24 protein-coding genes and 3 pseudogenes are annotated in these 23,657 nt (G+C 62.0%); 17 read left to right on the top strand and 10 right to left on the bottom strand.

Features of this window, described 5'->3' with window-relative positions; all coding sequences use genetic code 11:
* Position 1: 1 nt before the first annotated feature.
* Positions 2–1,024: a Gfo/Idh/MocA family protein gene (locus tag IWX88_RS01445; protein ID WP_196826622.1), complete on the bottom strand. Its 1,023-nt coding sequence runs from the start codon at positions 1,022–1,024 to the stop codon at positions 2–4.
* Positions 1,025–1,599: 575 nt separating this feature from the next.
* Between IWX88_RS01445 and IWX88_RS01440 the strand changes: the two genes are divergently transcribed.
* Positions 1,600–2,409: a DUF1206 domain-containing protein gene (locus IWX88_RS01440; RefSeq protein ID WP_196826621.1), complete on the top strand. Its 810-nt coding sequence runs from the start codon at positions 1,600–1,602 to the stop codon at positions 2,407–2,409.
* Between the two features lie 379 nt (positions 2,410–2,788).
* Here IWX88_RS01440 and IWX88_RS01435 read toward each other — a convergent pair whose 3' ends face one another.
* Both IWX88_RS01435 and IWX88_RS01430 read right to left on the bottom strand, forming a co-directional pair.
* A complete protein-coding gene (locus tag IWX88_RS01435) occupies positions 2,789–3,454 on the bottom strand; it encodes a DUF1345 domain-containing protein (RefSeq protein WP_231368717.1) in 666 nt (221 codons plus the stop codon).
* 99 nt (positions 3,455–3,553) lie between these two features.
* Complete coding sequence (locus tag IWX88_RS01430) at positions 3,554–4,846, bottom strand: Nramp family divalent metal transporter (RefSeq protein WP_196826620.1); 1,293 nt, start codon at positions 4,844–4,846, stop codon at positions 3,554–3,556.
* Positions 4,847–5,625: 779 nt separating this feature from the next.
* Here IWX88_RS01430 and IWX88_RS01420 point away from each other — a divergent pair.
* The 3 genes from IWX88_RS01420 to IWX88_RS01410 all read left to right on the top strand — a co-directional run bounded on the left by IWX88_RS01420 (position 5,626) and on the right by IWX88_RS01410 (position 7,665).
* Entirely contained in the window at positions 5,626–7,008 is a 1,383-nt protein-coding gene (locus IWX88_RS01420; protein WP_196826618.1) for an NAD(P)/FAD-dependent oxidoreductase, read from the top strand.
* 82 nt (positions 7,009–7,090) lie between these two features.
* Positions 7,091–7,408 (top strand): type II toxin-antitoxin system Phd/YefM family antitoxin, encoded by a 318-nt coding sequence (locus IWX88_RS01415; protein ID WP_370568123.1) that lies wholly within the window; start codon positions 7,091–7,093, stop codon positions 7,406–7,408.
* The gene (locus IWX88_RS01410; protein WP_196826617.1) at positions 7,405–7,665 is read left to right on the top strand and encodes a Txe/YoeB family addiction module toxin; all 261 of its coding nucleotides are present in this window, start codon (positions 7,405–7,407) and stop codon (positions 7,663–7,665) included. Before IWX88_RS01415 ends, IWX88_RS01410 begins: the two co-directional genes overlap by 4 nt.
* 137 nt (positions 7,666–7,802) lie before the next feature.
* On the opposite strand, the gene IWX88_RS01405 is transcribed toward IWX88_RS01410, so the two are convergent.
* On the bottom strand, positions 7,803–8,384 hold the full coding sequence (locus IWX88_RS01405; RefSeq protein WP_196826616.1) for a recombinase family protein: 582 nt from the start codon (positions 8,382–8,384) through the stop codon (positions 7,803–7,805).
* A gap of 253 nt (positions 8,385–8,637) precedes the next feature.
* Between IWX88_RS01405 and IWX88_RS01400 the strand changes: the two genes are divergently transcribed.
* Complete coding sequence (locus tag IWX88_RS01400; RefSeq protein WP_196826615.1) at positions 8,638–9,672, top strand: linear amide C-N hydrolase; 1,035 nt, start codon at positions 8,638–8,640, stop codon at positions 9,670–9,672.
* An 81-nt stretch (positions 9,673–9,753) separates the two neighbouring features.
* Here IWX88_RS01400 and IWX88_RS01395 read toward each other — a convergent pair whose 3' ends face one another.
* Positions 9,754–10,314 (bottom strand): MOSC domain-containing protein, encoded by a 561-nt coding sequence (locus IWX88_RS01395; protein ID WP_231368716.1) that lies wholly within the window; start codon positions 10,312–10,314, stop codon positions 9,754–9,756.
* A gap of 76 nt (positions 10,315–10,390) precedes the next feature.
* Here IWX88_RS01395 and IWX88_RS01390 point away from each other — a divergent pair, with 76 nt between their 5' ends.
* Both IWX88_RS01390 and IWX88_RS01385 read left to right on the top strand, forming a co-directional pair.
* Positions 10,391–10,981: an acetyltransferase gene (locus IWX88_RS01390; protein WP_196826614.1), complete on the top strand. Its 591-nt coding sequence runs from the start codon at positions 10,391–10,393 to the stop codon at positions 10,979–10,981.
* 53 nt (positions 10,982–11,034) lie between these two features.
* On the top strand, positions 11,035–11,559 hold the full coding sequence (locus IWX88_RS01385; RefSeq protein ID WP_196827756.1) for a GNAT family N-acetyltransferase: 525 nt from the start codon (positions 11,035–11,037) through the stop codon (positions 11,557–11,559).
* Between the two features lie 3 nt (positions 11,560–11,562).
* Here IWX88_RS01385 and IWX88_RS14145 read toward each other — a convergent pair whose 3' ends face one another.
* Entirely contained in the window at positions 11,563–11,808 is a 246-nt protein-coding gene (locus IWX88_RS14145) for a GNAT family N-acetyltransferase (RefSeq protein WP_370568122.1), read from the bottom strand.
* Between the two features lie 425 nt (positions 11,809–12,233).
* On the opposite strand from IWX88_RS14145, the gene IWX88_RS01375 reads away from it, so the two are divergent.
* The 4 genes and pseudogenes from IWX88_RS01375 to IWX88_RS13695 all read left to right on the top strand — a co-directional run.
* Positions 12,234–12,818: a nitroreductase family protein gene (locus tag IWX88_RS01375; RefSeq protein WP_196826612.1), complete on the top strand. Its 585-nt coding sequence runs from the start codon at positions 12,234–12,236 to the stop codon at positions 12,816–12,818.
* A gap of 369 nt (positions 12,819–13,187) precedes the next feature.
* Positions 13,188–14,399: an FAD-binding domain-containing protein gene (locus IWX88_RS01370; RefSeq protein ID WP_196826611.1), complete on the top strand. Its 1,212-nt coding sequence runs from the start codon at positions 13,188–13,190 to the stop codon at positions 14,397–14,399.
* 205 nt (positions 14,400–14,604) lie between these two features.
* Entirely contained in the window at positions 14,605–15,279 is a 675-nt protein-coding gene (locus IWX88_RS01365; RefSeq protein WP_196826610.1) for an SDR family NAD(P)-dependent oxidoreductase, read from the top strand.
* A 139-nt stretch (positions 15,280–15,418) separates the two neighbouring features.
* Positions 15,419–15,529, top strand: a pseudogene (locus IWX88_RS13695) (N-acetyltransferase); the annotation flags it as partial.
* A gap of 164 nt (positions 15,530–15,693) precedes the next feature.
* On the opposite strand, the pseudogene IWX88_RS01360 reads toward IWX88_RS13695, so the two are convergent.
* Positions 15,694–16,809, bottom strand: a pseudogene (locus IWX88_RS01360) (MFS transporter); the annotation flags it as partial.
* A gap of 286 nt (positions 16,810–17,095) precedes the next feature.
* On the opposite strand from IWX88_RS01360, the gene IWX88_RS01355 reads away from it, so the two are divergent.
* The 6 genes and pseudogenes from IWX88_RS01355 to IWX88_RS14140 form a co-directional block, all read left to right on the top strand.
* Positions 17,096–17,497, top strand: coding sequence for an ACT domain-containing protein (locus tag IWX88_RS01355; RefSeq protein WP_196826608.1), 402 nt, complete (start codon positions 17,096–17,098; stop codon positions 17,495–17,497).
* Positions 17,498–17,908: 411 nt separating this feature from the next.
* The gene (locus IWX88_RS01350; protein WP_196827754.1) at positions 17,909–19,186 is read left to right on the top strand and encodes a DDE-type integrase/transposase/recombinase; all 1,278 of its coding nucleotides are present in this window, start codon (positions 17,909–17,911) and stop codon (positions 19,184–19,186) included.
* Complete coding sequence (gene istB, locus IWX88_RS01345) at positions 19,183–20,022, top strand: IS21-like element helper ATPase IstB (RefSeq protein WP_196826607.1); 840 nt, start codon at positions 19,183–19,185, stop codon at positions 20,020–20,022. The genes IWX88_RS01350 and istB overlap by 4 nt, the downstream gene beginning before the upstream one ends.
* Positions 20,023–20,044: 22 nt before the next feature.
* Positions 20,045–20,623: a flavin reductase family protein gene (locus IWX88_RS01340; protein ID WP_196827752.1), complete on the top strand. Its 579-nt coding sequence runs from the start codon at positions 20,045–20,047 to the stop codon at positions 20,621–20,623.
* 155 nt (positions 20,624–20,778) lie between these two features.
* Entirely contained in the window at positions 20,779–20,994 is a 216-nt protein-coding gene (locus IWX88_RS01335) for a hypothetical protein (protein ID WP_196826606.1), read from the top strand.
* Between the two features lie 377 nt (positions 20,995–21,371).
* A pseudogene (locus tag IWX88_RS14140) lies at positions 21,372–21,602 on the top strand (MarR family transcriptional regulator); the annotation flags it as partial.
* A gap of 189 nt (positions 21,603–21,791) precedes the next feature.
* Here IWX88_RS14140 and IWX88_RS01330 read toward each other — a convergent pair.
* From IWX88_RS01330 to IWX88_RS01320, 3 genes are all read right to left on the bottom strand, one after another.
* The gene (locus IWX88_RS01330) at positions 21,792–22,388 is read right to left on the bottom strand and encodes a DUF305 domain-containing protein (RefSeq protein WP_196826605.1); all 597 of its coding nucleotides are present in this window, start codon (positions 22,386–22,388) and stop codon (positions 21,792–21,794) included.
* 69 nt (positions 22,389–22,457) lie between these two features.
* Positions 22,458–22,907 carry a DUF6153 family protein gene (locus IWX88_RS01325; RefSeq protein WP_196826604.1) on the bottom strand — a complete coding sequence of 150 codons (450 nt, stop codon included), beginning with the start codon at positions 22,905–22,907 and terminating at the stop codon, positions 22,458–22,460.
* Positions 22,908–23,219: 312 nt separating this feature from the next.
* Entirely contained in the window at positions 23,220–23,468 is a 249-nt protein-coding gene (locus IWX88_RS01320) for a hypothetical protein (protein WP_196826603.1), read from the bottom strand.
* Positions 23,469–23,657: the final 189 nt, after the last annotated feature.

The following is a 23,657-nucleotide window of genomic DNA, read 5'->3' as shown; positions in this document are numbered from 1 at the left end:
CCTATTCGCCGGGGTATGAGAGCCCGATCTGGGCGCGCACCGCGTCGAGAGTCTCCATGACGCGCACACTTTCCCGGGCGGGAAGCATGGCAGGGCTGTGGTCGCCCTCGCGGATTCGGCGCTCGAACTCCCACGCCTGAAACTGCATTCCCCGATGCGCGACCGGGGTGTCGAAGCGCTCGATCACCTGGCCAGCCGCATCGAAGACCGTGAAAGTAGTGGGCGAGTACCAGACGGCATCCACCTCGATCCGCCCTTCGGTGCCGATGATCACCGCAGTGTTCGATCCCGCAGTGTCGAGAGCCGAATGCAGCACGGCTTGGCGACCGTCGTCGAACCCGAGCAGAATCGCGGTCTGCCGGTCAACTCCGGTCGCGGTCTTCGTCGCCAGCGCCGCCACCGCCGTCGGCGTGCCGAAAAGGTCGAATGCGAACGACACAGGGTAGATGCCGAGATCGAGCAGCGCGCCGCCTCCGAGGGCGGGATTATTCAGGCGGTGCAGCGGATCTTTGGGCAAGTCCTGGTTATGGTCGGCGATGAGCGTGCGAACGTCGCCGAGGGTTCCTGCGGCGATGATCTCGCGGATGCGCAGCATGTGCGGCAGAAAACGGGTCCACATCGCCTCCATCACCACCAGTCCGGCAGCCTCGCCCGCCTCGACAACCGCCAGAGCCTCACGCGCGGTGAGGGTGAATGCCTTTTCGACCAGCACGTGTTTGCCCGCCCCTAATGCGAGCAACGCATTCTCGGCATGAAACGGATGGGGAGTCGAAATGTAGATCGCATCGACGTCAGGGTCAGCCACCAGCGCCTCGTAGCTTCCGTGCGCGGTGGGGATAGCAAACTCCGCGGCGAAAGCATCCGCTGTGCCCTGAGATCGTGACCCGACGGCGGCCACTGTGAAGCCACAACCAAGCAAGTCGGCAGTCTGGAGGTGCGCGATGAAACCGGTACCGAGGATTCCCCAGCGGATCGGCGTGAGCGGGTTCGGTACGGGGGTCACCGGTGCCGGATCAAGAGTCATGAGACGAGAATCTAGCAGGGCACCAGCCGCAATTTCGGCGCGGCATGCAGCGCGAGACCTTCGCCCCTCATTCTCTGTTGTCGGGGTTGTCTGAAATGGGCGCTTCCGATGAGGCCTTTGTTGCAGACCCCATCTCCTCGAAACGGCACTTTTCGCCATCCGAATTGTTCAAATCGTGAAACCAGCCGTGAACGGCGTTCGCCGCAAGCAGCACGATCGAGTCCGCACGCTGTTGCGTATGAGGTACCCGAGTGAGAATTCCATCCGGGCGGGCTATGTGAGACGCCTGGGAAAGGTCAGCTTGGCGATCCGGGCGATGGAGGGAGTATCCGGTCACCATCCCTCCTGCGGGCACCCAGCCCCCTCCGAGCCGTTATCGATGCGTGCTTCCCCCCGAAGTCGGGTGAAAAGATGATTCTTCTGACTATTGTGGACCGTCCCTGATTTCGTGCCGTTTTCTTTCTGGTGGAAAGTCAGGATTTAGGCCGGGAAAGTGCCCGGTGGAGGTTCCCTTGTGACACACCTCGTTCACCGCGCTCTTACGCCCTAGAGAGAGGACTCGGTAGGGTGGGGGGATGAGCGGATCTGCGACGAAGGTCGCTGGCGCGGCCCGGAATAGCACAGCACTGAAGTTGCTCGCCCGGCTCGGCTACGCGGTGAACGGTCTCTTGCACGTGCTGATCGGTGCCATCGCGATCTCGGTGGCGGTGGGCGGCGGCGGGGCAGAAGCCGACCAGTCAGGTGCGCTTTCGGAGCTTGCCTCGAACCCCGTTGGTATTGCGCTCCTCTGGGTGATCACGGTCGGCCTGTTTGCATTGGGGCTCTGGCAGATCGTGTCGGGGTTTCTCGTTCGAGATTCTGACGCGAAGAAGCGTTGGGGCAAGCGGTTGTCGGAGTTCGGCAAGGCGGTGGTGTACGTGGCGGTCGGAGTCACTGCGCTGACTTTCGCGCTCGGGGGGTCCAAGAGTTCGGCTAGCAGCAGCAAGAGCGCGAGCGATCAACTCCTCGCAAAGCCCGGCGGGGTGTTCGTGCTGTTGGTGGTTGGGCTTGCAATTGTTAGCATCGGCGTGTTCTTCGTGGTGCGGGGTGTGACCAAGAAGTTCGAGAAAGACCTCACCCCGCCGTCGGGCTCACTAGGGCGAGTAGTGGTACTGCTGGGTGTGGTCGGCTACATCGCGAAAGGAATCATTCTTGCGGTGGTTGGCATTCTCTTTGTGGCAGCCGCATTCACACTCGACACGTCAAAGGCGAGTGGCATGGATGGCGCCCTCAAATCACTCGCCTCGTTGCCATTCGGCGTGACCATCCTCATTGCCGTTGGGGTGGGACTGATCGCGTATGGACTATACCTCGGCGCCCGGGCGCGCTATGGGCGGCTGGACTAGCCACCCGAGTGGCTGGTTTCCATTTGGGAAAGCGCAGGTCCCGAGGGGTGCGACGACGATTCCAAATTCAGTGGCCAGACACCACAGCAACACCGTCCAACTCGCATTCATCGCAATGGCACAGCCCGCTGATTGTTCCCCTGTGACACACCTCGTCGGCCGTATCGCGCCGGCTGCTTTCGCGCTCGAGCTGCGTCGCTGAACGTCCCGCTGACGGGCGCCCGGTGGGGCGTGGTGGGGGTGAGCTCAGGAAATCGAACCTGCCCAGTCGCCCGATGGGTGTGTTACCCGCGCATGTCAAAACATCAACTGTCCGCTGTCATCTGGCGCGTTTTCGCGATACGCAATCGTTGCTGGGGCGGAAGGATTGTGTCCCGTTTTAGTTTCCGAGTCCGGCGACGAGGTTGACGGTGGCGGCGATGATGACGGATCCGAATAAGTACGCCAAGAACATGTGACGCAGGATTGTCGATCGGATGAGGCTGTCTTGAATGTTGGTGTCTGAGACTTGGAAGGTCATGCCGACCGTGAAGGACAGGTAGGCGAAGTCCGTGTATTTCGGTGGTTCCGGCTGGTTGAAGTCGATTCCGCCGTCGCCGCCGCTGTAGTACAGCTCGGCGTAGCGGAGGGTGTAAATGGTGTGAACCAGCAGCCAGGACAGTACCACGCTGAGGAACGCGAGTCCGGCGATCACATCTTTGCCAAGTCCCGTTGCTGCTTTGGCCTGCCCGAAGACGAAGACTAGGGCGAAGAGGCTTGCGATGCTCGCGATGACGAAGAGCAAGTCGCTGAGGGTGCGTTTGGGGTCTTCGCGGGTGGCGTTTTTGGATGTCGCGGCCGCGTCGAGGTCGTGCACACTTCGCCACACCGCGATCAGATAGATCAGGCACGCAGTGGCCCACCCGGCCGTCGGGGCATAGCCCCAGTTGCCGGTCAGCCCCACGCCGAGCCCGACAACGATGAGGCCGGCCAGCATCGCGGCAACACGCCACCGGTTCACGTTCGGACGGCGGGTGGTGGACTGGATGCGGTCCGAGTGTGCCATTACTTCTCCAATACCTTTTGCCTTGCACAGATTTGGGTGCGGTGGCAGGTGCGCTTCTCTTTGTGTGGGGTCTAGGAAACGCACACACACCGGCGGCCGTTAGCCGCCGACAAGGGTGAACCACACCCCATAGGCTCCGGCAATGCACATGATGCCCGCGGTGGCCCAGCCGAGTGTTGCGGCCAGTCGCCCGTTGCGGTAACCGCCCATGATTTTTCGGTTGCGGGAGATGAGCATGATCACCACCAAGAAGGGTCCGGCTGCGATGCCGTTGACGATTGCGCTGAGGACCAGCAATCCGATGGGATTGGTGCTCACGACGCTGAGGATGGTTCCGGCAACAATGCCAACGCCCAGCAGTCCGTAGAAGAGGGGCGCACGTCGGGGGCTGCGCTCCAGTCCCCAATTTTTGTTGAGTAAACCAGCCATTCCTGCGGCCCCGGATGCGGCCAGGACAGGGACGGCGAGCACTCCGGAGCCGATGAATCCGAGGGCAAAGAGGATCCCGGCGTAGCTGCCCGCGATGGGTTCCAATGCCTGGGCCGCTTGGGCTGCGGAGGTGACCGCCTTGTGATGGGCGCCGAGGGTTGCTGCGGAGGAGGCGATGATGGCGAACATGATCAGCACTGAGAACGCCATCCCCGTGAATACGTCTACCTTCCCATTGCGCAGTCGCCGTTTGGCTTCAGCTGGTGGCCGATCTTTCAGCGCGGGTGCTGTGTTGCCGCCACGGTCTTCGGCGCGCATTTCTTCGATCCGTTGCGCGGATTGCCAAAAGAACATGTAGGGGGAGATGGTGGTGCCCAGCACTCCGACAACAAGACCGAGGTAAGCGGGTGTGAATTTCAACTGTGCACCCACCAGGCCCTGCCCGACCTGTCCCCAGTTGACATGGGAAACAAAGAGGACCCCGATGTAAACGATGAGGACCATGCACAACCATTTGAAGATTTTCCCGATCACCTCAAGTGACCCGAAGATGACCGCGATGGTAATCGCTACGCCGGCGATGATACTCCATAACCATGGCGGTCCCGCGTGGAGGAGGTTCATGCCCTGTCCGATGGCGTTAAGGTCCGCCGCCAAGTTGAAACAGTTCGCAGCAATCAGCGCCACCAGAAGAATGCCGATGGCGATCAGTGGCCCGCGGCTGAACCGGCGACGGATCAGCGCACCAAGACTCTCGCCCGTCGCTAGGGCCATCCGGTCGCAGATTTCCTGGGTGACCATCATTAGCGGAAGCGTTAACGGGACCGTCCACAGCATGCTGGTCCCATAAATGGCGCCAGCCTGCGAATAGGTCGCGATACCCGACGGATCGTCATCAGCAGCACCGGTCACCAACCCCGGACCGAGCACCGCGAAGAACCGTGCGATCGGGGATCGTTTCATCGGTGTCTGCGACGGAGATCCGCTCCCGCCGCGACGAACTTCCTGCGGCAGATTCTCTGAAACCTGGTTCGGGCCCATAAGCAGAATCCGTTCTTCGTCCGCGGAAACCACACACCCGGTGACTGTCATAAGCATCCCACTATCCGTTCGGCCACGACACGAAAAATGGGAGCTAACAACTGAAACTTCGTTCAGAAATCCCCTATACGGCTCCGGAGCAGTATCTACGTCAAAAACGGCCATTAGATCATTCGCTTACGAGCCCCTGATCGGTTCGAAATCAGGCCCCGATCACACCCTTCCGGGCATGTGAAATTCCGCCCGGTGAAGGTTCGGCTTGCGGGCGGCATCGGCTTTGCACAGCTCGAGTTGGCGCTGTGCGCTGTCTCGTAACCGAAGTGCCTCGCAACCCATGGGTTTCGAGACACCGGTGAGACGAAAGGGCATCCTTGAGCTCGCGGGTTAGGCGCCCCGGTTGTTGGGCTCAATATCGGGCCACCTTTACGACGATCCTCCGAGCAGCAGCGAGCTCCACCCTATGAGGGGTGGCCGCGGCCTGCTCGCGATCGCTCTGATCGGCGAGGGAGCCGCCATCGGCGCGCCGCTGCAGATCTCCGTGCCCGCGTTGATTGCCTTGCTGGGCGCCATCTTCGGCCACCTCGGGCGACCCCACGCCACCGGCGAGTAGCTGCGGCCGATCCCTGCTATCCGGCATGCGGTATTTTCGACAGTGACCCTTTACCCGCCGGCGACACCCAGGCCTACAGAGGAGAACAGACGTGCAGGAAAACCTCACCACCGATGTGGTCGTGATCGGGGCTGGTCTTGCCGGGCTCACGGCTGCCTACGATCTGACGCGTCGGGGTATCGCCGTCGTCGTCGTGGAGGCGAGTGACCGTATCGGTGGCCGGGTGCGTGACGTCATGCTGTCCACGGGAGGATCAGCGGAACTTGGAGCGCAGTGGGTCGGACCCGAGCATCACGAGTTGCGCTCGCTGGTGCACGAACTGGGCATCGATCTCGTACCGGTCTCGACCAGCGGCTTGAACGTGTTCGTGGAGGGCGGCACTGCGACCCCATTCGCTGGCCGCATTCCGGAGTCGATGGCGACCCGGGCCGCCATCCTGGATGCAACCGCAACTCTGGATCGACTCGCCGCCAGTCTCAAGACGGATCAGGCTGCGCTGCTGGCTCTGGATGCTCAGACAGCGCAGGGTTGGCTGCGCGCACACGTCAGTGCGCCGGTGGAGCAAGCGCTCGCATACGTCGTGCGCACAGAGCTCTGCGCCGAACCGTCCCAGGTGAGCGCGGCAGCACTGCTCGATCTATATTCGGATCTCGCCAGCGACAGGCTGCTGCGGGACAGCGAGACGGATCGGGTGGCGGGCGGGCCCGAGCGAATCGCCCACGCGCTGGCGGGGGTGTTGACCGAACCGGTTCGCCTGGGACAGCAGGCGGTCTTCATCGAACGTCGACCCGGGGCCAGCGCGGGCAGTGATGTCGTGCGTGTACACGTCACGGGATCAGCTGACTCACAGGTCACTGACTTCGGAGGCGATTTCACCGTCGATGCGAGAGCAGCGGTGCTCGCGGTGCCGTCGGCAGCCGTGACGCGCATTCGATGGGCTCCGGCCCTTCCCGGTTGGCTGGACCAAGGGCTGCAGCGACGACCCATGGGTGCGGTCATTAAAGCGGCACTGGAGTATCCCGAACCCTTTTGGCAGAGTGTCGGACGCTCCGGATCCGTCATTCTTGCCGATGGTGACGTCGCCTCGATCATCGAGAGCACGCCCGACGGAGGCCGCGGAGGCGTACTCCACGCTTTCGTCGTCGGAGACGCCGTGCACCGGGTTTCGCGGATGCCCGTCGACGAACGTCACCGCGTTCTCGTGGCTGCCGCCGTTTCGGCACTCGGTGCAGCGGCGGCGGCACCCCTGGCGATTCACGAGGCGCTCTGGGCCGAGGAACCGCACGTGCGAGGTGGGTACGGGCCGTACTCGCCGCCGGGGCTCGAGGAGCTCGTGCTTCCGGTTTCAGTTCCGGGACACCGGGTATTCCTGGCCGGTTCCGACCTGACGACCGTCAACGAGGGCTATATGGATGGCGCGGTCCACAGTGGTCACGCCGCCGCGCTCCACGTCGTGGCCCTGTTCACGCCCTGACGGGCTGCTCCCTTTCCGAAACCGGCCCGGCCCACCTCCCCCTTACGGGCACGAGGTACCGTACTGGTCGATCCTCACGGCCGTGCTGCACCTCTTCCTCCGCGCATTTCAGTGGTACGCTATCAAGTACTATTACGAGGAGGCGATCATGTCGGCAATAACCGCGACTGAAGCACGAAAGAGTCTGTTCGGGCTGATCCAGCAGGTCAACGATGACCACACCGTTGTCGAGGTTGTCTCCCGGCACGGAAACGCAGTGATCCTGTCGAAAGACGACTACGACGCGATAACTGAAACTGCCTACCTGCTTCGGAACCCCGCGAATGCCGAGCGGTTACTCACGGCGATCGAGCGGGTGCGGCGCGGAGAGTTCGAGCAGCACGACCTCACAACTGAATGAGTCGGACTGTCGCCTTCGACCCGAATGGGCGGGAAGACTACATCTACTGGCAAACTCAGGACCGCAAGACTCTCAAGCGCATCAACCAGCTAGTCTTTGACGCGCTGCGCGATCCGTTCGCGGGGATCGGCAAACCTGAGCCCCTCAAACACATCCTTGCTGGCGCGTGGTCTCGCCGCATCGACGACACGAATCGGCTGGTCTACTACGTCACTGATGACCGCATCATCATCCTGCAAGCTCGCGACCACCACTGACCCGAGGTCTACGTGTCCCGCAAGAAGTCCCCCTGTGACACGGCTCGACCATCGGAATGACTACTGCCGGGCTCTGGGTTCGGCTCTCCCGTTGCTGAGTTGCTTGGCCCGACAACGGGGGCCGGCGAGTGTGTGCTTCAGGAGTTGACGGATTGTCGTTGAACGGTGCGGTAGACAGTGGACCGGGCGACGTTGAACAGCTCAGCGAGCTCAGCCGTGGAATGCGTCCCCGCGCGGTGTACTTCCATCAGGTGGCGTTGCTGGGCTGTCGATAACTTCGGTTGTTTGCCGCGAAGGTGGCCTTTCGCTTTGGCTACTTGCATTCCTTCTCGAGTTCGGGCGCGGATGAGGTCGGATTCGAACTCTGCCACCATTGCCAGGACGTTGAACAGCAGACGGCCGACCGGGTCGGTCGGATCGTGCACGGATCCGCCGATGCTGAGTTTGACGCCCTTGATGGTGAGTTCGTCGATGATGTCTTTGGCATCCCGAAGCGAACGGGCCAGCCTGTCGAGTTTGGCGACGACGAGAGTGTCGCCGTTTCGGCAGGCGGCGAGAGCTTCGCGGAGTCCGGGGCGTGCCCGGTTGGTGCCGGTGAGTCCGTGGTCGGTGTAGATCAGGTTCGATCGAACGCCAAGAGCTTCCAGGGCGTTTTGTTGGGCGGTGAGATCTTGCTCGTTCGTGGATACGCGTGCGTATCCGATCAGAAATTCATTCATAACTGGAACGGTGCACTTCGGCCGGTCCAGGGGTCAAGAACAATCCCGTAAGCGGCCTCTACGCGGGCACCCTCCCTCGGCTGCGAACCCCAACAATTGGGCCCTCCTGGAGGACCTAACTTCGCGTCCGGTCGAGGTCCCGTTTGCGGGAAGGTGAGGCACCGTGGCTGCTATCACCTGAAATTTGTCAGGGCGCGTTGCTGACACAGGGGGATGTCGCCGCCCCCGTGGGCATCCGCGATGCGATCTCGGCATGTGCACCGCCATCTCTTTGACAGCGACAGACAGCTCCGCGATTGTCGGACGAACCGTTGAATGGGCGCTCAGCGACGCTCACCACGATCGGATCATCGTTGTGCCGCGACACACCCGGTTCACCGCGCTTACCCCGCAGGGAGCGAACGGTATGCAGTGGACAGGGAAGTACGGGTATACGTCGATCACCGCGTACGGGCAGGATTACGGCCCCGACGGCCTCAACGAAAACGGCCTCTATGTCGGCATGTACTACTTTCCCGGATTCGCTTCGCATCGCGAATTCGATCCGGCCGAGGTGCACCGCACGCTGTCGGTCGGCGACTTCATGCGGTGGATGCTTTCGACCGCCTCAACGGTTGACGAGGTGCTTGCTGCCCTCGCACGACCCGACGCACCGATGGTGGTGCGCGTCGACGATCCCCGGTTCGGCGGCGCTCCACTGCCGTTCCACTGGAAGATCGCCGACCGGACGGGTTCCAGCCGAGTGTTCGAGTTCATCGGCGACGGTGAGCTGCACATTCACAACCCGATAGCCGGGGTGATCACCAACTCGCCCACCTACGATTGGCACGTTACCAATCTGCGCAACAATCTCGGCCTCAGCCAGGCTCCCGCTGCAGCCGTTACGATCGGCGGTGTGACGCTGACGCCACTCGGAGGCGGTTCGGGTCTCTTGGGCTTGCCCGGCGACTTTACGCCTCCATCCCGTTTCGTGCGAGCTGTCGCTCTTACCGCTAGTGCGAGGCCCTTGCCCACAGCATTGGATGCCGTGTTCGAAGCATTCCGGCTCCTCGATAGTTTTTCGATCCCGGTCGGCATGACTGCCGATTCATCAACGCAAGCGACCGACATTGTCAGCGCCACACAGATCACCGTGGTCAGCGATCTGACCAACCGTTCGGTCTACTTCCACACCATGCACGACCGCGCGGTGCGACGCATCGATCTCTCTCGCGTCGACCTTGATGCCGCCTCGATCGCCGTGTTCGACGACCCGGCACGCATCCAGTCCGTTCGCGATCTTGTCTAACCGGGAACCTGCTCGCGCGCCCGGCAGCAATTCCCATTGAGGTTCCGCTTACGGGCTTCAACGGCCCAATTCCTCTTACACTCAATCGAGCGCGTGGTGTGGCTCTTGCGGGAGGGTGACAGTGATTTTGTCGCCTGGTCGGATAACTCCGGAGTGTAGAACAATTCCCGTAATTCCAGCTTTGCGAATTAATCGTCCTTTGTCATCGTGTCCGACCATCGTCTTCAAAAGTCCAGGTTCGAATTCATTGATCTGAGCACACGGATTTCGCAGTCCGGTGACTTCGATCAGAGCATCAGGGCCGATCTGGAGTCGGGCGCCTCGGGGCAAGGCTAAAAGGTCAAGACCGGCGGTGGTCACGTTCTCGCCCATATCCCCAGGTCGAAGAGTGAACCCGACAGCGGCGACCTCTGCAAATAATTCAGAGTGAATGAGGTGAACTTGACGGAGGTTCGGTTGGGTGGGATCTGCGGCCACTCGCGACCGGTGTTGAACAGTCACCCACAGGTGGGCGTCTCCCGCGACACCAAGCCCTTCCAGCAGCGTGATTGCCTTGCACAATGGCTTCGTAAATCTATGTACGGAGTCGCGGCTCACAGATAAAACGACGGCGGACAGTGTTTGCACCATGAACGCAATCATTCCAGTTGCTTTCAAGCGGCCAATGAAGGTTCCCCTTATGGGACTGCAGGCGGCCGCTGACTGAGAGTATGGGGTGGTGATCGCAGAGAACGTGGTCCTTCGGGACAATGACCCAAGACTTCCTGAATTTCAGAGTCGAGGGTGGCGGATTGTCGCCCGGTCCTGGGCTGCAGAGCTGAACGCTGTCGATGTTGATACTGAACGACTCACCGCTCTGATCGAATGTCTGCGGGGCGAACGTGTGGTGCGTGAGCCGGAAATCTCCGACAAAGCGGCGATTCTGACTTTGGATGCCGCGACAGTGGCTGACTACCCTGGCGGGATTGCGACCCTGCATGATGCGCTGGGCCCGGAACAGGCAACCGTCAGCAGTACGCGTCGAGGATTCGGTGTCACCGGCCCGGACGGCGGCCTTGTTGCGATGACATTTGTCGATATCTACGGAACAAAGGTCGAAACTGACTTCACGGTAGTTGCGAGAGAATGGCGTCGACAAGGGCTGGCAACCGCAGTCAAAGCAGCCTCCGTGCTTGCTCTCCTGAGCGAGCATGCCGAATCCTTCCGAACGGGAGGATCGGATGAAAATATTGCGAGTTTGGCGGCGAACACCTCGGTTGGCTACACACTCGATGAGGTCTGGTCCACCCTGACGCCACCCGCACCGTGAAACGTTCCGCTTGCGGGCGGCCGTTCGCTGGCATGTGGAAGAGTTACACCGTGATGTGGCCAGCACCGGAGCAAGTGGAAACGGAACGGTTTTTGTTGGAACCGCTGTCGGTCGGCCACGCAGCAGAAATGGCAGAGGTTCTCGCCGATCCGTTGCTCTATGAGTTCACCGGCGGCGAGCCCCCTACTCACGAAAGTTTGGTCCGGCGCTACGCCGCCCAGACGGTTGGAGAATCGCTCGACGGCTCGCAGTGGTGGCTCAACTGGGTCATCCGCCGCAAGGATTCTGGCGTCCTTATTGGTTTCGTTCAGGCCACTGTTGCAGGCGAACCGGGGGCACTTGGCGCTGATATTGCGTGGGTTGTGGCACCCAAAGCCCAGGGAAATGGTGTTGCCACCGAAGCGACATACGCAATGATCCAATGGCTGCGGGAACGGGGTGTCGCCACTCTAGACGCAATCATTCATCCCCAACATCATGCCTCGATGGCGGTGGCAAAGAACCAGGGTCTTGAGCCCACGAGCACTATCGAAAATGGTGAAATTCGATGGGAGCTGAACACCACCAGCGACCCGTAGTCGTCAGCTCAACGACGGCGCGCAGACCAAGGGAGCGTGCCTAGGAATCTCCGCAAGGGCCCGCAAAGTGATCTCCCTAAACCCACGCCGCAGCGCTTCTTGTTTGGCCGCCTCAACCAATGTCCGGCCATAACCGCGTCGTCCATGGGATGGCAGGACAGCGAGCTGTTCGAGGTGAGCCACCTCATTCGTCAGAACAACATGCATAAAGCCCACCGCCTCGCCGCCGAAGGATTCAGCCACGACCATTACATAGCCAGCATCTTGTCAACCTAGTCCGGCACCATGGGACAACTGCGACACCCCCCCGAGGGACGCTGTCGAACGCGTTCCGCACAAGCATCGGCTTACGGCCTCGGCGGCGTGCAGCTGTGACGGAGGCAGGCCGGGTTGTTGAGACACTGGCTGTGCTCGACGCCACGGGTTGGAACAGCCAAATCCCTGATTCGGGCAACAATATCGTTGCCCCGGTGCTCAGGTGTTCCCGTTCCAATGAATATTCCCCTGGAGGATTCGCCCAACAGGACTTACTCATTTGACCTGGGGACATGGCCACTTGGGAATGCGGAGCACTCCGCCAGCCTTAAAGGAGGAGTCAGTTGCAACGGCCAATGACAGTGGCTCTGCCAGTGACAGTGGCTCTGGCCAAGTTTAATTTTTGACGGGAGTAAGAGATGGAAAATACCGACCACCGCGTGGCCCAAACCAGCGCGCCTATCCTTGGCGTACTCGCACAGCGTTGGAGTCCTCGCTCGTTTGACTCGACGGTCACCATCGACGAGAAAGTGCTGACCTCCGCCCTCGAAGCCGCACGCTGGTCGGCATCCGCCGCCAACACACAGCCGTGGCGCCTTGTCGTTACCCGCCGCGGAACATCGGAGTTCGACACTATCGTCGCGGCTCTGATGGGCTTCAACACCACCTGGGCATCCTCTGCCGCCGTGCTCATTGTCGCCATTGCAGAGACCATCGACGGCGACGGTAAGCCGCTACGTTGGGCAGAATACGATCTCGGTCAGGCCATGGCTCACCTCTCGGTGCAGGCCCACTCCGATGGCCTGCACGTTCACCAGATGGGCGGTATTTTCGTCGACAAACTCAGCGAAGCATTCCACCTTGACGCCCGTTTCGTGCCAGTCTCCGCAGTTGCACTGGGCGTGCTCGGGTCGCCGGATCTTCTCGATGAGAAGGCCCGTGAGCGAGAACTTGCACCACGCAGCCGGCGCCCCTTGGATGGAACGATCCTCGTAAACGCCTGACCCGGTGTTCGTCGCCCGAAGTGGGCGCAGGCGGGAGCTGCTGAGCGGATGGGGATATGAATCCCGTCTGGCTGCTCGTTGTGCTCCTCCTCGTAATCGTCTTCGCGGGCGTCACCGTCGTCGGCGCCCTTCATCGATGCCGTCAAGTCCGAATCCGAATCCGAAACAACGATGACTTATCGCCCGGTGATCGTCTCGAACCGGGCACCGCGCGAGGGGCGATGGATCGCCTCGGAGAGTCCATGATGGCGGCCGACGTCGGTCTGAATTTTCACCTGGCGTTTGAGCCGCATATCTGCCGGGATTTTCGGAGCCGCTCAAGGCGTTCGGCCAGGCCTTACTCAAAACCAGATGATGCATGATTGCGGAATGTTCACTCCCAGTCGAGCTGCCGGCCTTGAAGCTCTCACCCTGTTCGCCCCGAGCGCGGGGACGGTGTACACGCGAGACCGTAATCACGACACTGGACCTTCCCGTGACAACGTCTCCGGTCTCTCCCCGTACCTTCGCCACAGACTGCTGACCGAGCGTGAAGTGGTTTCGGTTGTGCTTGAGCAACATCGGTTCGGTGCATGCGAAAAATTTGTGCAGGAAGTGTTTTGGCGCACGTACTGGAAAGGGTGGCTCGAGCAGAACCCCGAGGTGTGGCGGCGGTATCGCCGCGACGTGGTCGAGCTCGGTCTCGCTGGCGACACAGGCTCCGGTGATTACCGTGAAGCTATCGCTGGACTTACCGGCATTGATGCGATGGATGCATGGGTGCACGAGCTTCTGGACACCGGATACCTGCACAACCACACCCGTATGTGGTTTGCGAGTATCTGGGTCTTCACACTCGGCCTGCCGTGGCAACTCGGCGCAGACTTTTTCTACCGTCACCTTCTTGATGGCGATGCCGCCTCTAACACACTCTCCTGGCGGTGGGTTGCCGGGCTCCAGACCGCCGGAAAGACCTACCTCGCGACGGCATCGAATATTTCTCGCTACACCGAGGGTCGGTTCTCGCCATCGGGACTCGCCACGTCGGCACGAGCGATCGTCGAAGAGCCACTGCCAACGCGGGCACCGATTGCTCCCGCCGAGTCCACCCCATCGGGCGCCCGAGTGGGGCTGTTGCTGCATGAAGAGGATCTGGACGCAGCAAGTTTGAGCGCCGAGCATCCCTGGTTCGATTCGAACAGCCGACTCGTCGCTATCGCCGGATCCGCTGATCCCGACGAGCGCTCGCCCTCCGGCGCCTCGGATGTAGTCCGTCGATTCACTGCATCAGCCCTCGATGACGGTGCCACGCGGGCGTTGGATACCCTCGGGCGACCAGCAAAAGTATTGCCCGACACGCTCCCCTCTACGGTTCTGAAGTGGGCGGAATCTGAACGTCTGGATGCGGTGGTTGTGCCGTACGCACCGGTAGGCCCGGTGCAGGAACGGATGCTGAGGCTCGGGGCCGTTCTGGCCTCCGAGGCAGTGACGCTCACGACCGTCAGGCGGCGCTGGGACACGATCGCTTGGCCACACGCCGCGCGGGGATTCTTTCCCTTCCGCGAGCGTATTCCGGAACTGCTTCGTCAGCAGGGCTTGTAAACCCGGCATATCGACACAGGGCGTCAGGATCAGCAGAGTCGAGCATCCGCTGGACATATCTTGCGGAACACGAACCCTGCGCTCTACCGCCGGGTGACCGGCGCGAGCTAGTGACGCTTCGCGACCTCGGCCCCGAGCGGAAAATTTCTGTCGCCCTGCCATGCCGCTATGGTCGAGACACCACCATCAATCGGAGGAACTTATCGTGCCTGTCATCGCAATCATCGGAGCAGGACCGGGACTCGGAGCGGCAGTAGCGCGACGATTTGGGCGCGAAGGCTTCTCGATCGCCCTGATCTCGAGGACCCAGTCGAAGCTTGACACCATGGCGGCCGAGCTGAATGCCGAGGGCGTGACCGCGCGTGGTTACGCCGCGGACGTGCGGGTACCGGCCGCGCTTGAAGACGCCATTGCGCGCGCAGCGGCAGAGCTGGGACCCATCGTTGCTGTGCAATACAGTCCACTCCCGGCGCGTGAATACCTGAAGCCGGTGCTCGACATGACCCCGGAGCTGGCGCTGGAAGCAGTGCAGTTCTCCGCTCTTGGGCTCATTCACGCGGTGCGTGCAGTCCTGCCAGCAATGCGTCAGGCCGGAAGCGGCAGTGTCATCCTGGTCAACGGCGGGACCTCAGTGAAGGCGCGCGCCGACTTCGCAGGCACATCAGTCGCGTTCCCAGCCGAGAGTGCCTACGGTGAAATGCTCCACGACGCGCTCGAGGGTGAGGGCATCCGTGTCGCGCAACTCGTGATCCCGGGAGGCATTCCTCAGCTCCAGTTTGCCAATGGAATTGACGATGTCGCCGAGCGCATTTGGAACCTCCACGCCGTTGCGGGTCCGTTCCGAACCATGCTCATCCCGCTCGAGGACGGCAGAGAGTAGGCAGTGCTGCCGGCGTTGCCCATGTTGCCGGCGTTTGCTTCCGGATCAACCCATCGAAGCGGCCGGTGCACCGCAATTAGCTTGACCGCACCCGATCAACACAGGATTGAAGCTCTTAATCTCCTCTGCCGTGGTGGTGATGATCGGATGGTGTTTGGATGTGGTGTCCACAGGTCACGGGTGTGCAACTGAGACAGTGCGGGAATTGATCCGTATCTGTTTCGAGGAATTGGAACTACGCCGGGTGACGGCTAAATGCTTCGCCGACAACACGGCATCCTGGCGCCTGATGGAAAGAGTCGGCATGCGCCGGGAACTGCACGAAGTGCGCGGGTCGCTGCACCGTGCGGAAGGTGGGTCGACAGCCTTGGGTACACCCTGCTCGCAGAGGAATAGCGAGATTACGCCGCAGCAGATGAAAAGGGTGCCACTCGCCAGGAACGGCACGGACAAGGGCAGCAACGAGGCGAGAACCCCGCCAAGGGCTGCTCCCACGGTGAGACCGACAAGACTGAGAACCTTGGACAATGCGTTGACCCGCCCTCGGAGGTGCTCAGGGACAAGACGCTGCCGAAGCGAGCTCACGCAGATTCCCCACACGACGGAGTGCAGGATGTACGCGGCCAGGAGGACCGCGGCCACCCAGGGAATCCGGACGAATGCGAGCGCGAACATAGACGCGGCACCGAGGCAAAGACTCCCCACGATCATCCGTCCGTACCCCACACGTAAACGAAGTGGAGCTGTGATGATCGACCCGACAAGACCACCAAGTGCTGACACCGCCAGAATCAGGCCATACCCCGCCGCACCAAGACCCAGAGTTTGCTGAGCGAACAGCACCAGGACCGAGAATGGCATCATGTACGCGATACTCGCGAGCCCGCCAACTACCGCCAGGCCGCTCAACAAGCGGTGTCCGCGAAGCCAACGGGCACCGTCCACGGCTTCACGGAACACGGATCGGCGAGGCGAGGCAAAGCCGTTGACGACGCCCGGACGCGGGAGCGCGAGGAAGAAGAGCCCGGCCGCTGCATAGAGGCCGCCAGCGGCCCAGACCGGAACCGGAACCGCCACCCCGAGGGCGAACAGGAGTCCGCCCAGTGGCGGACCTGCGAATTCATCGGCGAGGAGTTGGGCTGCCGAGATGCGGCTGTTCGCCTGGTCCAGTTTGTTGGCCGGGACGACCGACGGCAGGATCGACAGCGCCGCGTTGTCCGCGGCGGTCTCCAAAATTCCGACGCCCGCGAGGACGACATACAGCAGCGGAACGGAGCCAAAACCGATTGCGAACAGGACCGCCATCATGATCAAGAGCGACGCCCGGCTGAGATTCGTGATCCACAAGATCGTTCGACGATCGAAATGATCGACATAAACCCCGACCGGGACCACCACGAGCAACCGCACCGCCGAGTACATAGCGGCAAGGCCAGCGATGAAAATGGCATCCGTCGTCAACGATGTTGCCAGCAGCGGTATCGCCACGAAAATCAGACCGTCGCTCAGGTTGCCGGCCGCGTTACCCACCCAAAGCCGCCTGAACCCCCAACCTAACGACACGAGCAAACCCTAGCCGCCCCGAGCGACTCGGTCATCGACCCACCAAGATACGTCTCGACCAGGGTTCTGCCAGCGATTACCCGTCGAGGTGGAAAATTGACAAAGGAGGCATTCTCGTGAGTGCTTTGAAATTTATGATCTCGGGTGAAGCGAGCGCAATTGCGAGTGAATTCGTGAGAAAAGGGTTCCTGATGAAGCTGGTTTGATAGACGACAGCAACGGCGACATTACAGCGGACATAGGTGGGTGCCAGATGGTCAACGGCGAATCTGATTTGGATGCATTGCTGCGCCACCTGTCGCCGCGTCTGAATGACGGCCGATTTGTTTACGCGCAGGTTCAGGGTGACCTGCCGCCTGGCATTGCTCCCATTGTCACGGTCCGGGAGCCCGAAGGGTTGACGGTAGTTATCCCACAGCATGAGGCCGATGATTGTGGATTGGCGTACGACTTCGTCGCAGCCTGGATCACGTTGGAAGTCCATTCGGCGCTTGATGCGGTGGGACTGACCGCGGCGGTCAGTCAAGCGCTCTCAGTTGCGGGTATCAGCGCAAATGTTGTGGCCGGTTTCACTCACGATCACATCTTTGTTCCATACAACTCTGCTGCGCGCGCGATGCGCGCCCTGCAGGATCTCGCCGTCGAAGACAGATGAGCGACGGCGCACCGTCATGTGTGTTCGTGCTGTCCGCCGATAGATTATTCACTCACTGAAATGGCCGCCACCCATGGGTTAGACGCCACCTTGCTGCCGTTTGCAGGGAGGCGGGTCGGTTGTGTGGACCGATGCTTTACTGGAGACCATGCCTTCGCATTTCTATCGTCCAGCAGAGGGTCACCGCCTGTCGCATGACCCATTCAACGCAATCGTCGGTCCGTGACGGCGCTCACTGAAATTCCCCAGTTCTGCTCACTGAAATTCCCCACCCCGGGTCGCTTCCGCTCATAGGAGCGGGCCTTCCTCGATGCTGATGGTCTTCGACCACACACCAGTACGAGAAAGGCCCTGCTCCTATGCTTTCGCCAGGAGGACGACGTGGATATCCACGCGCTCAAACGACAAGGGATGACGATCAGTGAGATCGCCCGCCGCACCGACCACGACCGCAAAACAATCCGCTCATACCTGGCCGGGCAGGCCACTCCGGGGCAGCGTGAACGTGCCGACCCGGATTCGTTCGACAAGTTCATCGCCTATGTCGCTGCGAGGCTCATCGAGGACCCGCACTTATGGGCGGCAACACTGCTCGACGAGCTGCGACCGTTGGGCTTTACCGGCTCTTATCCGACGCTCACTCGCCAGGTTCGGGATCGCGGGTTGCGGCCGGCCTGCACGGCGTGCGCGCATGTGACGAAACGACCGAACGCGATCATCGAGCACCCGCCCGGGGAGGAAACCCAGTTCGACTGGGTCGAGCTGCCTGACGCACCAACCGGGTGGGTGTTTCCCACGAAACGCGCCTACGTGCTTGTGGGGTCGTTGGCGCACTCCGGAGTGTGGCGGGCGGTGATCTCCCCATCGATGGACCTCCCACACCTGCTGGCCGCGATGACTCTGCTGTTGGGCTTGCTGGGCGGGGTGACGAAAGTCTGGCGGTTCGACCGGATGACCACGGTGCTGAAGGCCGGCACGAGTGATCTGACGCCGATGTTCGCCGCGTTCTCCAAACACCATGCGGTCAGCGTGGTCGCCTGCCGGCTCCGCTCGGGGAACCGCAAAGGGGTGGTCGAGAAGAACAACCACACCGCCGCGCAACGGTGGTGGCGGAACCTCGCCGACGAGCTCACCCTCGAGCAGGCACAGCGCAGCCTCACCGCGTTCGCGAGGAGCCAGGATGGTCGGCGCCGCGAGGGCCGCGACGGGTCGACGACCGCGGCGGTAATGTTCGCCGCGGAACGCCTCGCCCCGCTACCGCCGACCCTGTTCCCCGTCGTGGTGACGGAAGAGCGCACCGCGACCCGGCAGGCGCTGATCGACTGGCGTGGCAACCGGTACTCGGTCCCGCCCGAGCTGGCCGCGACGAAGGTTATCGTCCACCAACGGCTCGGCGCGAACACCATCGACATCGCCACAGTCTCCGGTGTGGTCCTCGCCCGCCACCAGGTCACTGAGCCGGGGCTCGGGGTCACTATCCGCGACAGTGGACACGTCACCGCGCTGGAGAGCATCGCCCTGGCGTCGGCGCCTCCCGGCCGCCCGCACCGGAAGAAGGAACGCATCCCGCCGGGGGCCGACGCCCGCGCCGCTGCAATGGAACTAGCCGACGCCCCCACACCCACCACGACCGTGATCAACCTGGCCGTATACGAGCAGGCCGCGAAGAACAGGAACACCCTCCGATGAACACACCCTTCACCACCACAACACCCGCGACCGCGACGAGCGTGCTGACGCCAGCGAGCATCTACCAGCAGCTGAAGGGGCATCTGACCGAGTTGAAACTCGCCGACGCCGCCGACGCGCTGCCGAGCGTCCTCGACCAGGCCCAAGCCGAGGGCTGGTCCCTCACCCACGCACTCGAACACCTTTTGGCGATCGAGGTCACCGCGACCGACGCCCGCCGTCTCTCCGGGCGGTTCCGGTTCGCGAACCTGCCCACCGGCGCGACCCTGGACGACTTCGACCTTGACGCGGCCTCCGGCATCGACCGCAACCTGCTCGCCGAACTGGGCACCTGCCGCTACCTCGAGACCGCGACGAACGTGCTCCTGATCGGCCCGCCCGGAGTCGGGAAAACCCACATCGCCACCGGCCTTGGACACGCCGCCGTGACGGCCGGATACCGCACCTACTTCACCTCCGCCGCTGACCTCGCCGCCCGCTGCCACCGCGCCGCGATCGAAGGCAAGTGGGGCACGATGATGCGGTTCTTCGCCGGGCCAACGTTGCTCGTGATCGACGAACTGGGCTACCTGCCGCTGCCGGCCGAGGCCGCATCAGCACTCTTCCAAGTCATCAACCAGCGCTACCTGAAAACGTCGATCGTGATCACCACGAACAGGCCCGTCGGCGCCTGGGGCGAGATCCTCGGCGACACCACCGTCGCCGCCGCAATGCTCGACCGACTCCTGCACCGATCCGTCGTCGTCACCCTCGACGGAGCCTCCTACCGGCTCCGCAACCACGCCGCCGCATCCAACGAACTACGCCGCGTGACAACCGGCACAAACCTGCGCTAACCTAACCCCGCGACCTGGGGAAATTCGACGAGCAACACTGGGGAAATTCGCTGAGCGCCGTCATCCGCGTCCAATTGGTTGGATCGGAACGCTTTCCCCAGCTGGAGTGCGCAATCTCGCTCCCTACAGCTTCTTCAACGCGTTCTCATACGCACCTCCACTCATTGGCTTCGCAAGTACCGACCGCAAACACACCGCACGCAACGCTGAGCTGAGCGGCGAGTTCACCTGGAACCTCGTGACGCGCGCTCTCACAGAGCAGATGAACGCAACGTCGACGACGGCCGACACCGATGAATTTGTCGCAGCCGGGCTGGAGGCTGCTGAATCTGTGGATATCAGTGCTCCCCGTGTCGCGGCCTCTCCAGTGAGTTTCGAGTGTCGGGTCAGTGATGTCATTGCATTGCGCGGCGCAGACGGGCAGGCCTTTACCGGCGTGCTCACCATCGGGGAAGTTGTCGCGGTGCATATCGATGAAGCCATGATTGCCGGCGGTGTCTACCAGACTGCTCTTGCCCATCCGGTGTTGCGTGCGGGCGGACCGAGCGCCTACTTCGAGATCCTCGCCGAAGGCCGTTTCGATCTAATAAGGCCGCGGTAGAACCTGAATCCGCTGGATCAGCCCGAATCGCTTCGGTGGAGCTTGCTCATGCACCGTGAAAGTGTCTGCACACACCACGGCCAGCCCTACTGGATTCGGTCGGCCTGGCGAAATCGAGTCGATGGCTTCTCAGCAGGGCGGCGCACCATGGAGGGATGCAAGCAACCCGCCGTATTCTGTTTTGGCTGCGGGTGCCGTATGCCGCCGATATCGCACTGGTCGTGATCGGCGTGGTCTTATTGCTCACCGGACGAGCGGTTGGGTGGTGGGTGCTGATCTTTGCTGGGGTGCGAGCAGTCATCGGAACTTTCGCCCTCGTTGTCTTGGCTCCGCGAATCATCGCGCGAAGGTCCATTGAAAAACAGGAGTGAATGACGGATGCCACGGCCCACACTAAAACCGCACACACGACCACAGGAAGTGTGACTTTCCGCCACCGCCACCGCCATCCTCACCGAGGCGTTCCCGATCGAGCGCCGCAACTTCGCTGGGCTTCTCGCCTCGATCAGGCGCGGGGCGTTTAGCTGCCGCTGCACTCACCGGCGTGATTGCGTCCCTCGCGGCCGGAGGCAAGTCCATCCAGGTCGAGAAAGAACAGGAGACTGAGGCGCAGGAGGATGAGGATGCCCCGCAGGGGGTGGCCGCAACGATGAGCAACGTCTAGACCGGGACTCGCCGGGCGGGCACGAAAGGGCGTGGCACCATCGACTGACTTCTCCCGGACTCCGCCGGGCGCCCCGCATTCGTCATTGGCCAGCTCACCCGTCGCCTGCGGTCGGCCCACGGCGGCCTCAGCCACGGCCTGCTGTCCGCGCTGGTGTCCGTGGCCAAAAATGGGCCGCTGCGGCTTGCCGACCTGGCACAGGTGGAGCACGTTTCCGCTCCGAGCACCACTCGCCTCGTCGCAGAACTCGAAGCTCAGTCGCTGATTTTGCGAACGCCCGATCCGGCCGATGGCCGGGCATGGTTGATCCGGGTGACGGATGCGGGTCTCGGGGCTGTGCGGGTGGCGCGACAGGCGCGACAGCAGATCATCGCCGAATTGCTCGAGCCGCTCTCTGCGGTGGAGACCGCCGTTATCGAGGCCGCGCTACCGGCCCTGGAGCGGATGATCGAGCTGCGCAAAGCGCTGGCCCCTCGAAACATCCGCCCCAACAACGGAGTGCCGCTACAGGCTGACCAGGATCTCCTTCATGGCCGTGATCTCGCTCGTCTGGGCGGCGATGATCTCCTTCGCGAGGGAGATCGCATCGGCGTTCTTGCCACCGGTGACCTCGGTCTCGGCCATCACGATGGCTCCCTCGTGGTGGGCGGTCATGCCGGTGAGGAAGAGTCGTGCCGCGTCGGTTCCGGTTGCGCTATCCAGCCCGGTCATCTCGGAATCAGACATCATCCCGCTATTGCCGTGGTCCATGCCCGCCATGCCGCCGTCGGATGCACCCCATGCCTTCAGCCATGACTTCATGGTCTTGATTTCGGGGCCCTGCGCGGACTTGATGTTCGTGGCCAGCTCAATGACTCGGGAGTCGATCCCCTTCTTCGCGAGGATGACATCCGACATCATGACGGCCTGTTCGTGGTGAGGGATCATCATTTGCGTGAACGTGACGTCCTTGGTATTGAAATCTCCTGCCGAGGCGGATGAGCTGGAATCACCAGCCATCCCGCCCATCCCGCCCATGGGCTGCGAGCTTGAACAGCCGGCCAGGGCGAGAGTGGTGGCAAGAATGCCGGTAACGGCGAGTGTGGTGCGGAGGTAAGACATGCGAAGTTTTCCATTCATCAGAGGGTGAGGAGTTCGGTGCTGGTATTACCCGCGAGCGGGTGATCCGAATCAGGTTCTGCAGATGGAGAGAGCGTCGAGGTTGGGGGGCGGAGCCCACGCGGCCGCCGCGAAGGCGACAGCACTGCGAAGCAGAGGCATCGCGACCCGCAACAGCCCTCGCTGCGTGGAATTTCGCAGCGCGCCGATCGCGAGGATTGTGATCAGTAGCGCCAGCACACAGACCACGGTGGCCATTGCATGGCCGGGATCGCACGAGCCAGCGCAGTCGTCTGCTCCGGTGGAAATGAGGTCGCCGATCGGCATGCCGCCGGCCGGATGGGGGGCATGCTGCATTGTCATCGCCGAGGAAGACACCTCGTTGTGACCGCCCATTGCGGACGCGATGGTGTGCATGCCCAGGAGTCCCGCGACGAGTGCACCGACCATGGTCAGGAGGAAGATGGCTCTGCGTAGCGCGGCGGGGCGCATGATCGTTTCGCGGATGCGAATCAGACTCATCGGACATCCCCCTTTCGCTCGCCACAACGCTAGCCGACTGCCCGATGGATTCGCTGAGTCCTGGCATGGCGGCTCTGCGACCGCGGCGATTTTGCTGCTCGAGCGCCTTTATCGAATTGTCGGGGAAGTTTTGCGTCCCAATGTCGACCAGAGCGTTGCCCCGCGCAAAACCACTTCGAATCGCCCGAAAGCCCAGCAGGAGGCTCGCTACCGACGCAGCGAGCAGCGGGACATCGTTCGCGGCGGTCGCCCGCACGATCGAGCGGGCGGTGACTATCACGAGTCGATGCCGGGGCGGTTTTGTTGCCGCCGCTACTTCGCCCACCTGAGAGAAAAATTGGTGAGCATCATCAGAAATCCGATGACCGAAATAATGACACCACCCATACTCGACGCGCCCCAAAGTTGCACGGCTGGGAATGCATCAACGGGCAGCGTGCGGAAGGTCTGCCAGTCTGCCCAAAACCCAAATAATGCACCGCCGATGAAAAGAATCACACCGCCAAGTAACAGGAACGGCAGATTCGCGGCAGACATCGTGCGTTGAGCAACAGATGTCACTTCGATGCCGTAATGGTTGCTCCCGTGCGGTTGATGCTGCGAGTTGCTTGGTTGGCTGTAGCTCTCTTATTGAGGAAAGCCAACCATCAGTATTGCCCACTCTGGGTAGTGATGGCGATGAAGCGATCGTGGTCGATCGGCTAAACCTTCGGCTACACCTCAGACAAAAGGACCGGGACTGGCGGCCCC

This window comes from Frigoribacterium sp. CG_9.8, assembly GCF_015751965.1.
Lineage (GTDB): Bacteria > Actinomycetota > Actinomycetes > Actinomycetales > Microbacteriaceae > Lacisediminihabitans.
This window is presented reverse-complemented; position numbering and strand designations above follow the sequence as displayed.

Bases quoted from the DNA above. Each gene is read 5' to 3' on its own strand.
- IWX88_RS01445 (WP_196826622.1), bottom strand. From the start codon at position 1,024: ATGACTCTTGATCCGGCACCGGTGACCCCCGTACCGAACCCGCTCACG.
- IWX88_RS01440 (WP_196826621.1), top strand. From the start codon at position 1,600: ATGAGCGGATCTGCGACGAAGGTCGCTGGCGCGGCCCGGAATAGCACA.
- IWX88_RS01435 (WP_231368717.1), bottom strand. From the start codon at position 3,454: ATGGCACACTCGGACCGCATCCAGTCCACCACCCGCCGTCCGAACGTG.
- IWX88_RS01430 (WP_196826620.1), bottom strand. From the start codon at position 4,846: ATGAAACGATCCCCGATCGCACGGTTCTTCGCGGTGCTCGGTCCGGGG.
- IWX88_RS01410 (WP_196826617.1), top strand. From the start codon at position 7,405: ATGAGTCGGACTGTCGCCTTCGACCCGAATGGGCGGGAAGACTACATC.
- IWX88_RS01405 (WP_196826616.1), bottom strand. From the start codon at position 8,384: ATGAATGAATTTCTGATCGGATACGCACGCGTATCCACGAACGAGCAA.
- IWX88_RS01400 (WP_196826615.1), top strand. From the start codon at position 8,638: ATGTGCACCGCCATCTCTTTGACAGCGACAGACAGCTCCGCGATTGTC.
- IWX88_RS01395 (WP_231368716.1), bottom strand. From the start codon at position 10,314: ATGATTGCGTTCATGGTGCAAACACTGTCCGCCGTCGTTTTATCTGTG.
- IWX88_RS01385 (WP_196827756.1), top strand. From the start codon at position 11,035: ATGTGGCCAGCACCGGAGCAAGTGGAAACGGAACGGTTTTTGTTGGAA.
- IWX88_RS14145 (WP_370568122.1), bottom strand. From the start codon at position 11,808: ATGGTCGTGGCTGAATCCTTCGGCGGCGAGGCGGTGGGCTTTATGCAT.
- IWX88_RS01375 (WP_196826612.1), top strand. From the start codon at position 12,234: ATGGAAAATACCGACCACCGCGTGGCCCAAACCAGCGCGCCTATCCTT.
- IWX88_RS01370 (WP_196826611.1), top strand. From the start codon at position 13,188: ATGTTCACTCCCAGTCGAGCTGCCGGCCTTGAAGCTCTCACCCTGTTC.
- IWX88_RS01355 (WP_196826608.1), top strand. From the start codon at position 17,096: ATGGTCAACGGCGAATCTGATTTGGATGCATTGCTGCGCCACCTGTCG.
- IWX88_RS01350 (WP_196827754.1), top strand. From the start codon at position 17,909: ATGACGATCAGTGAGATCGCCCGCCGCACCGACCACGACCGCAAAACA.
- istB (WP_196826607.1), top strand. From the start codon at position 19,183: ATGAACACACCCTTCACCACCACAACACCCGCGACCGCGACGAGCGTG.
- IWX88_RS01335 (WP_196826606.1), top strand. From the start codon at position 20,779: ATGCAAGCAACCCGCCGTATTCTGTTTTGGCTGCGGGTGCCGTATGCC.
- IWX88_RS01330 (WP_196826605.1), bottom strand. From the start codon at position 22,388: ATGTCTTACCTCCGCACCACACTCGCCGTTACCGGCATTCTTGCCACC.
- IWX88_RS01325 (WP_196826604.1), bottom strand. From the start codon at position 22,907: ATGAGTCTGATTCGCATCCGCGAAACGATCATGCGCCCCGCCGCGCTA.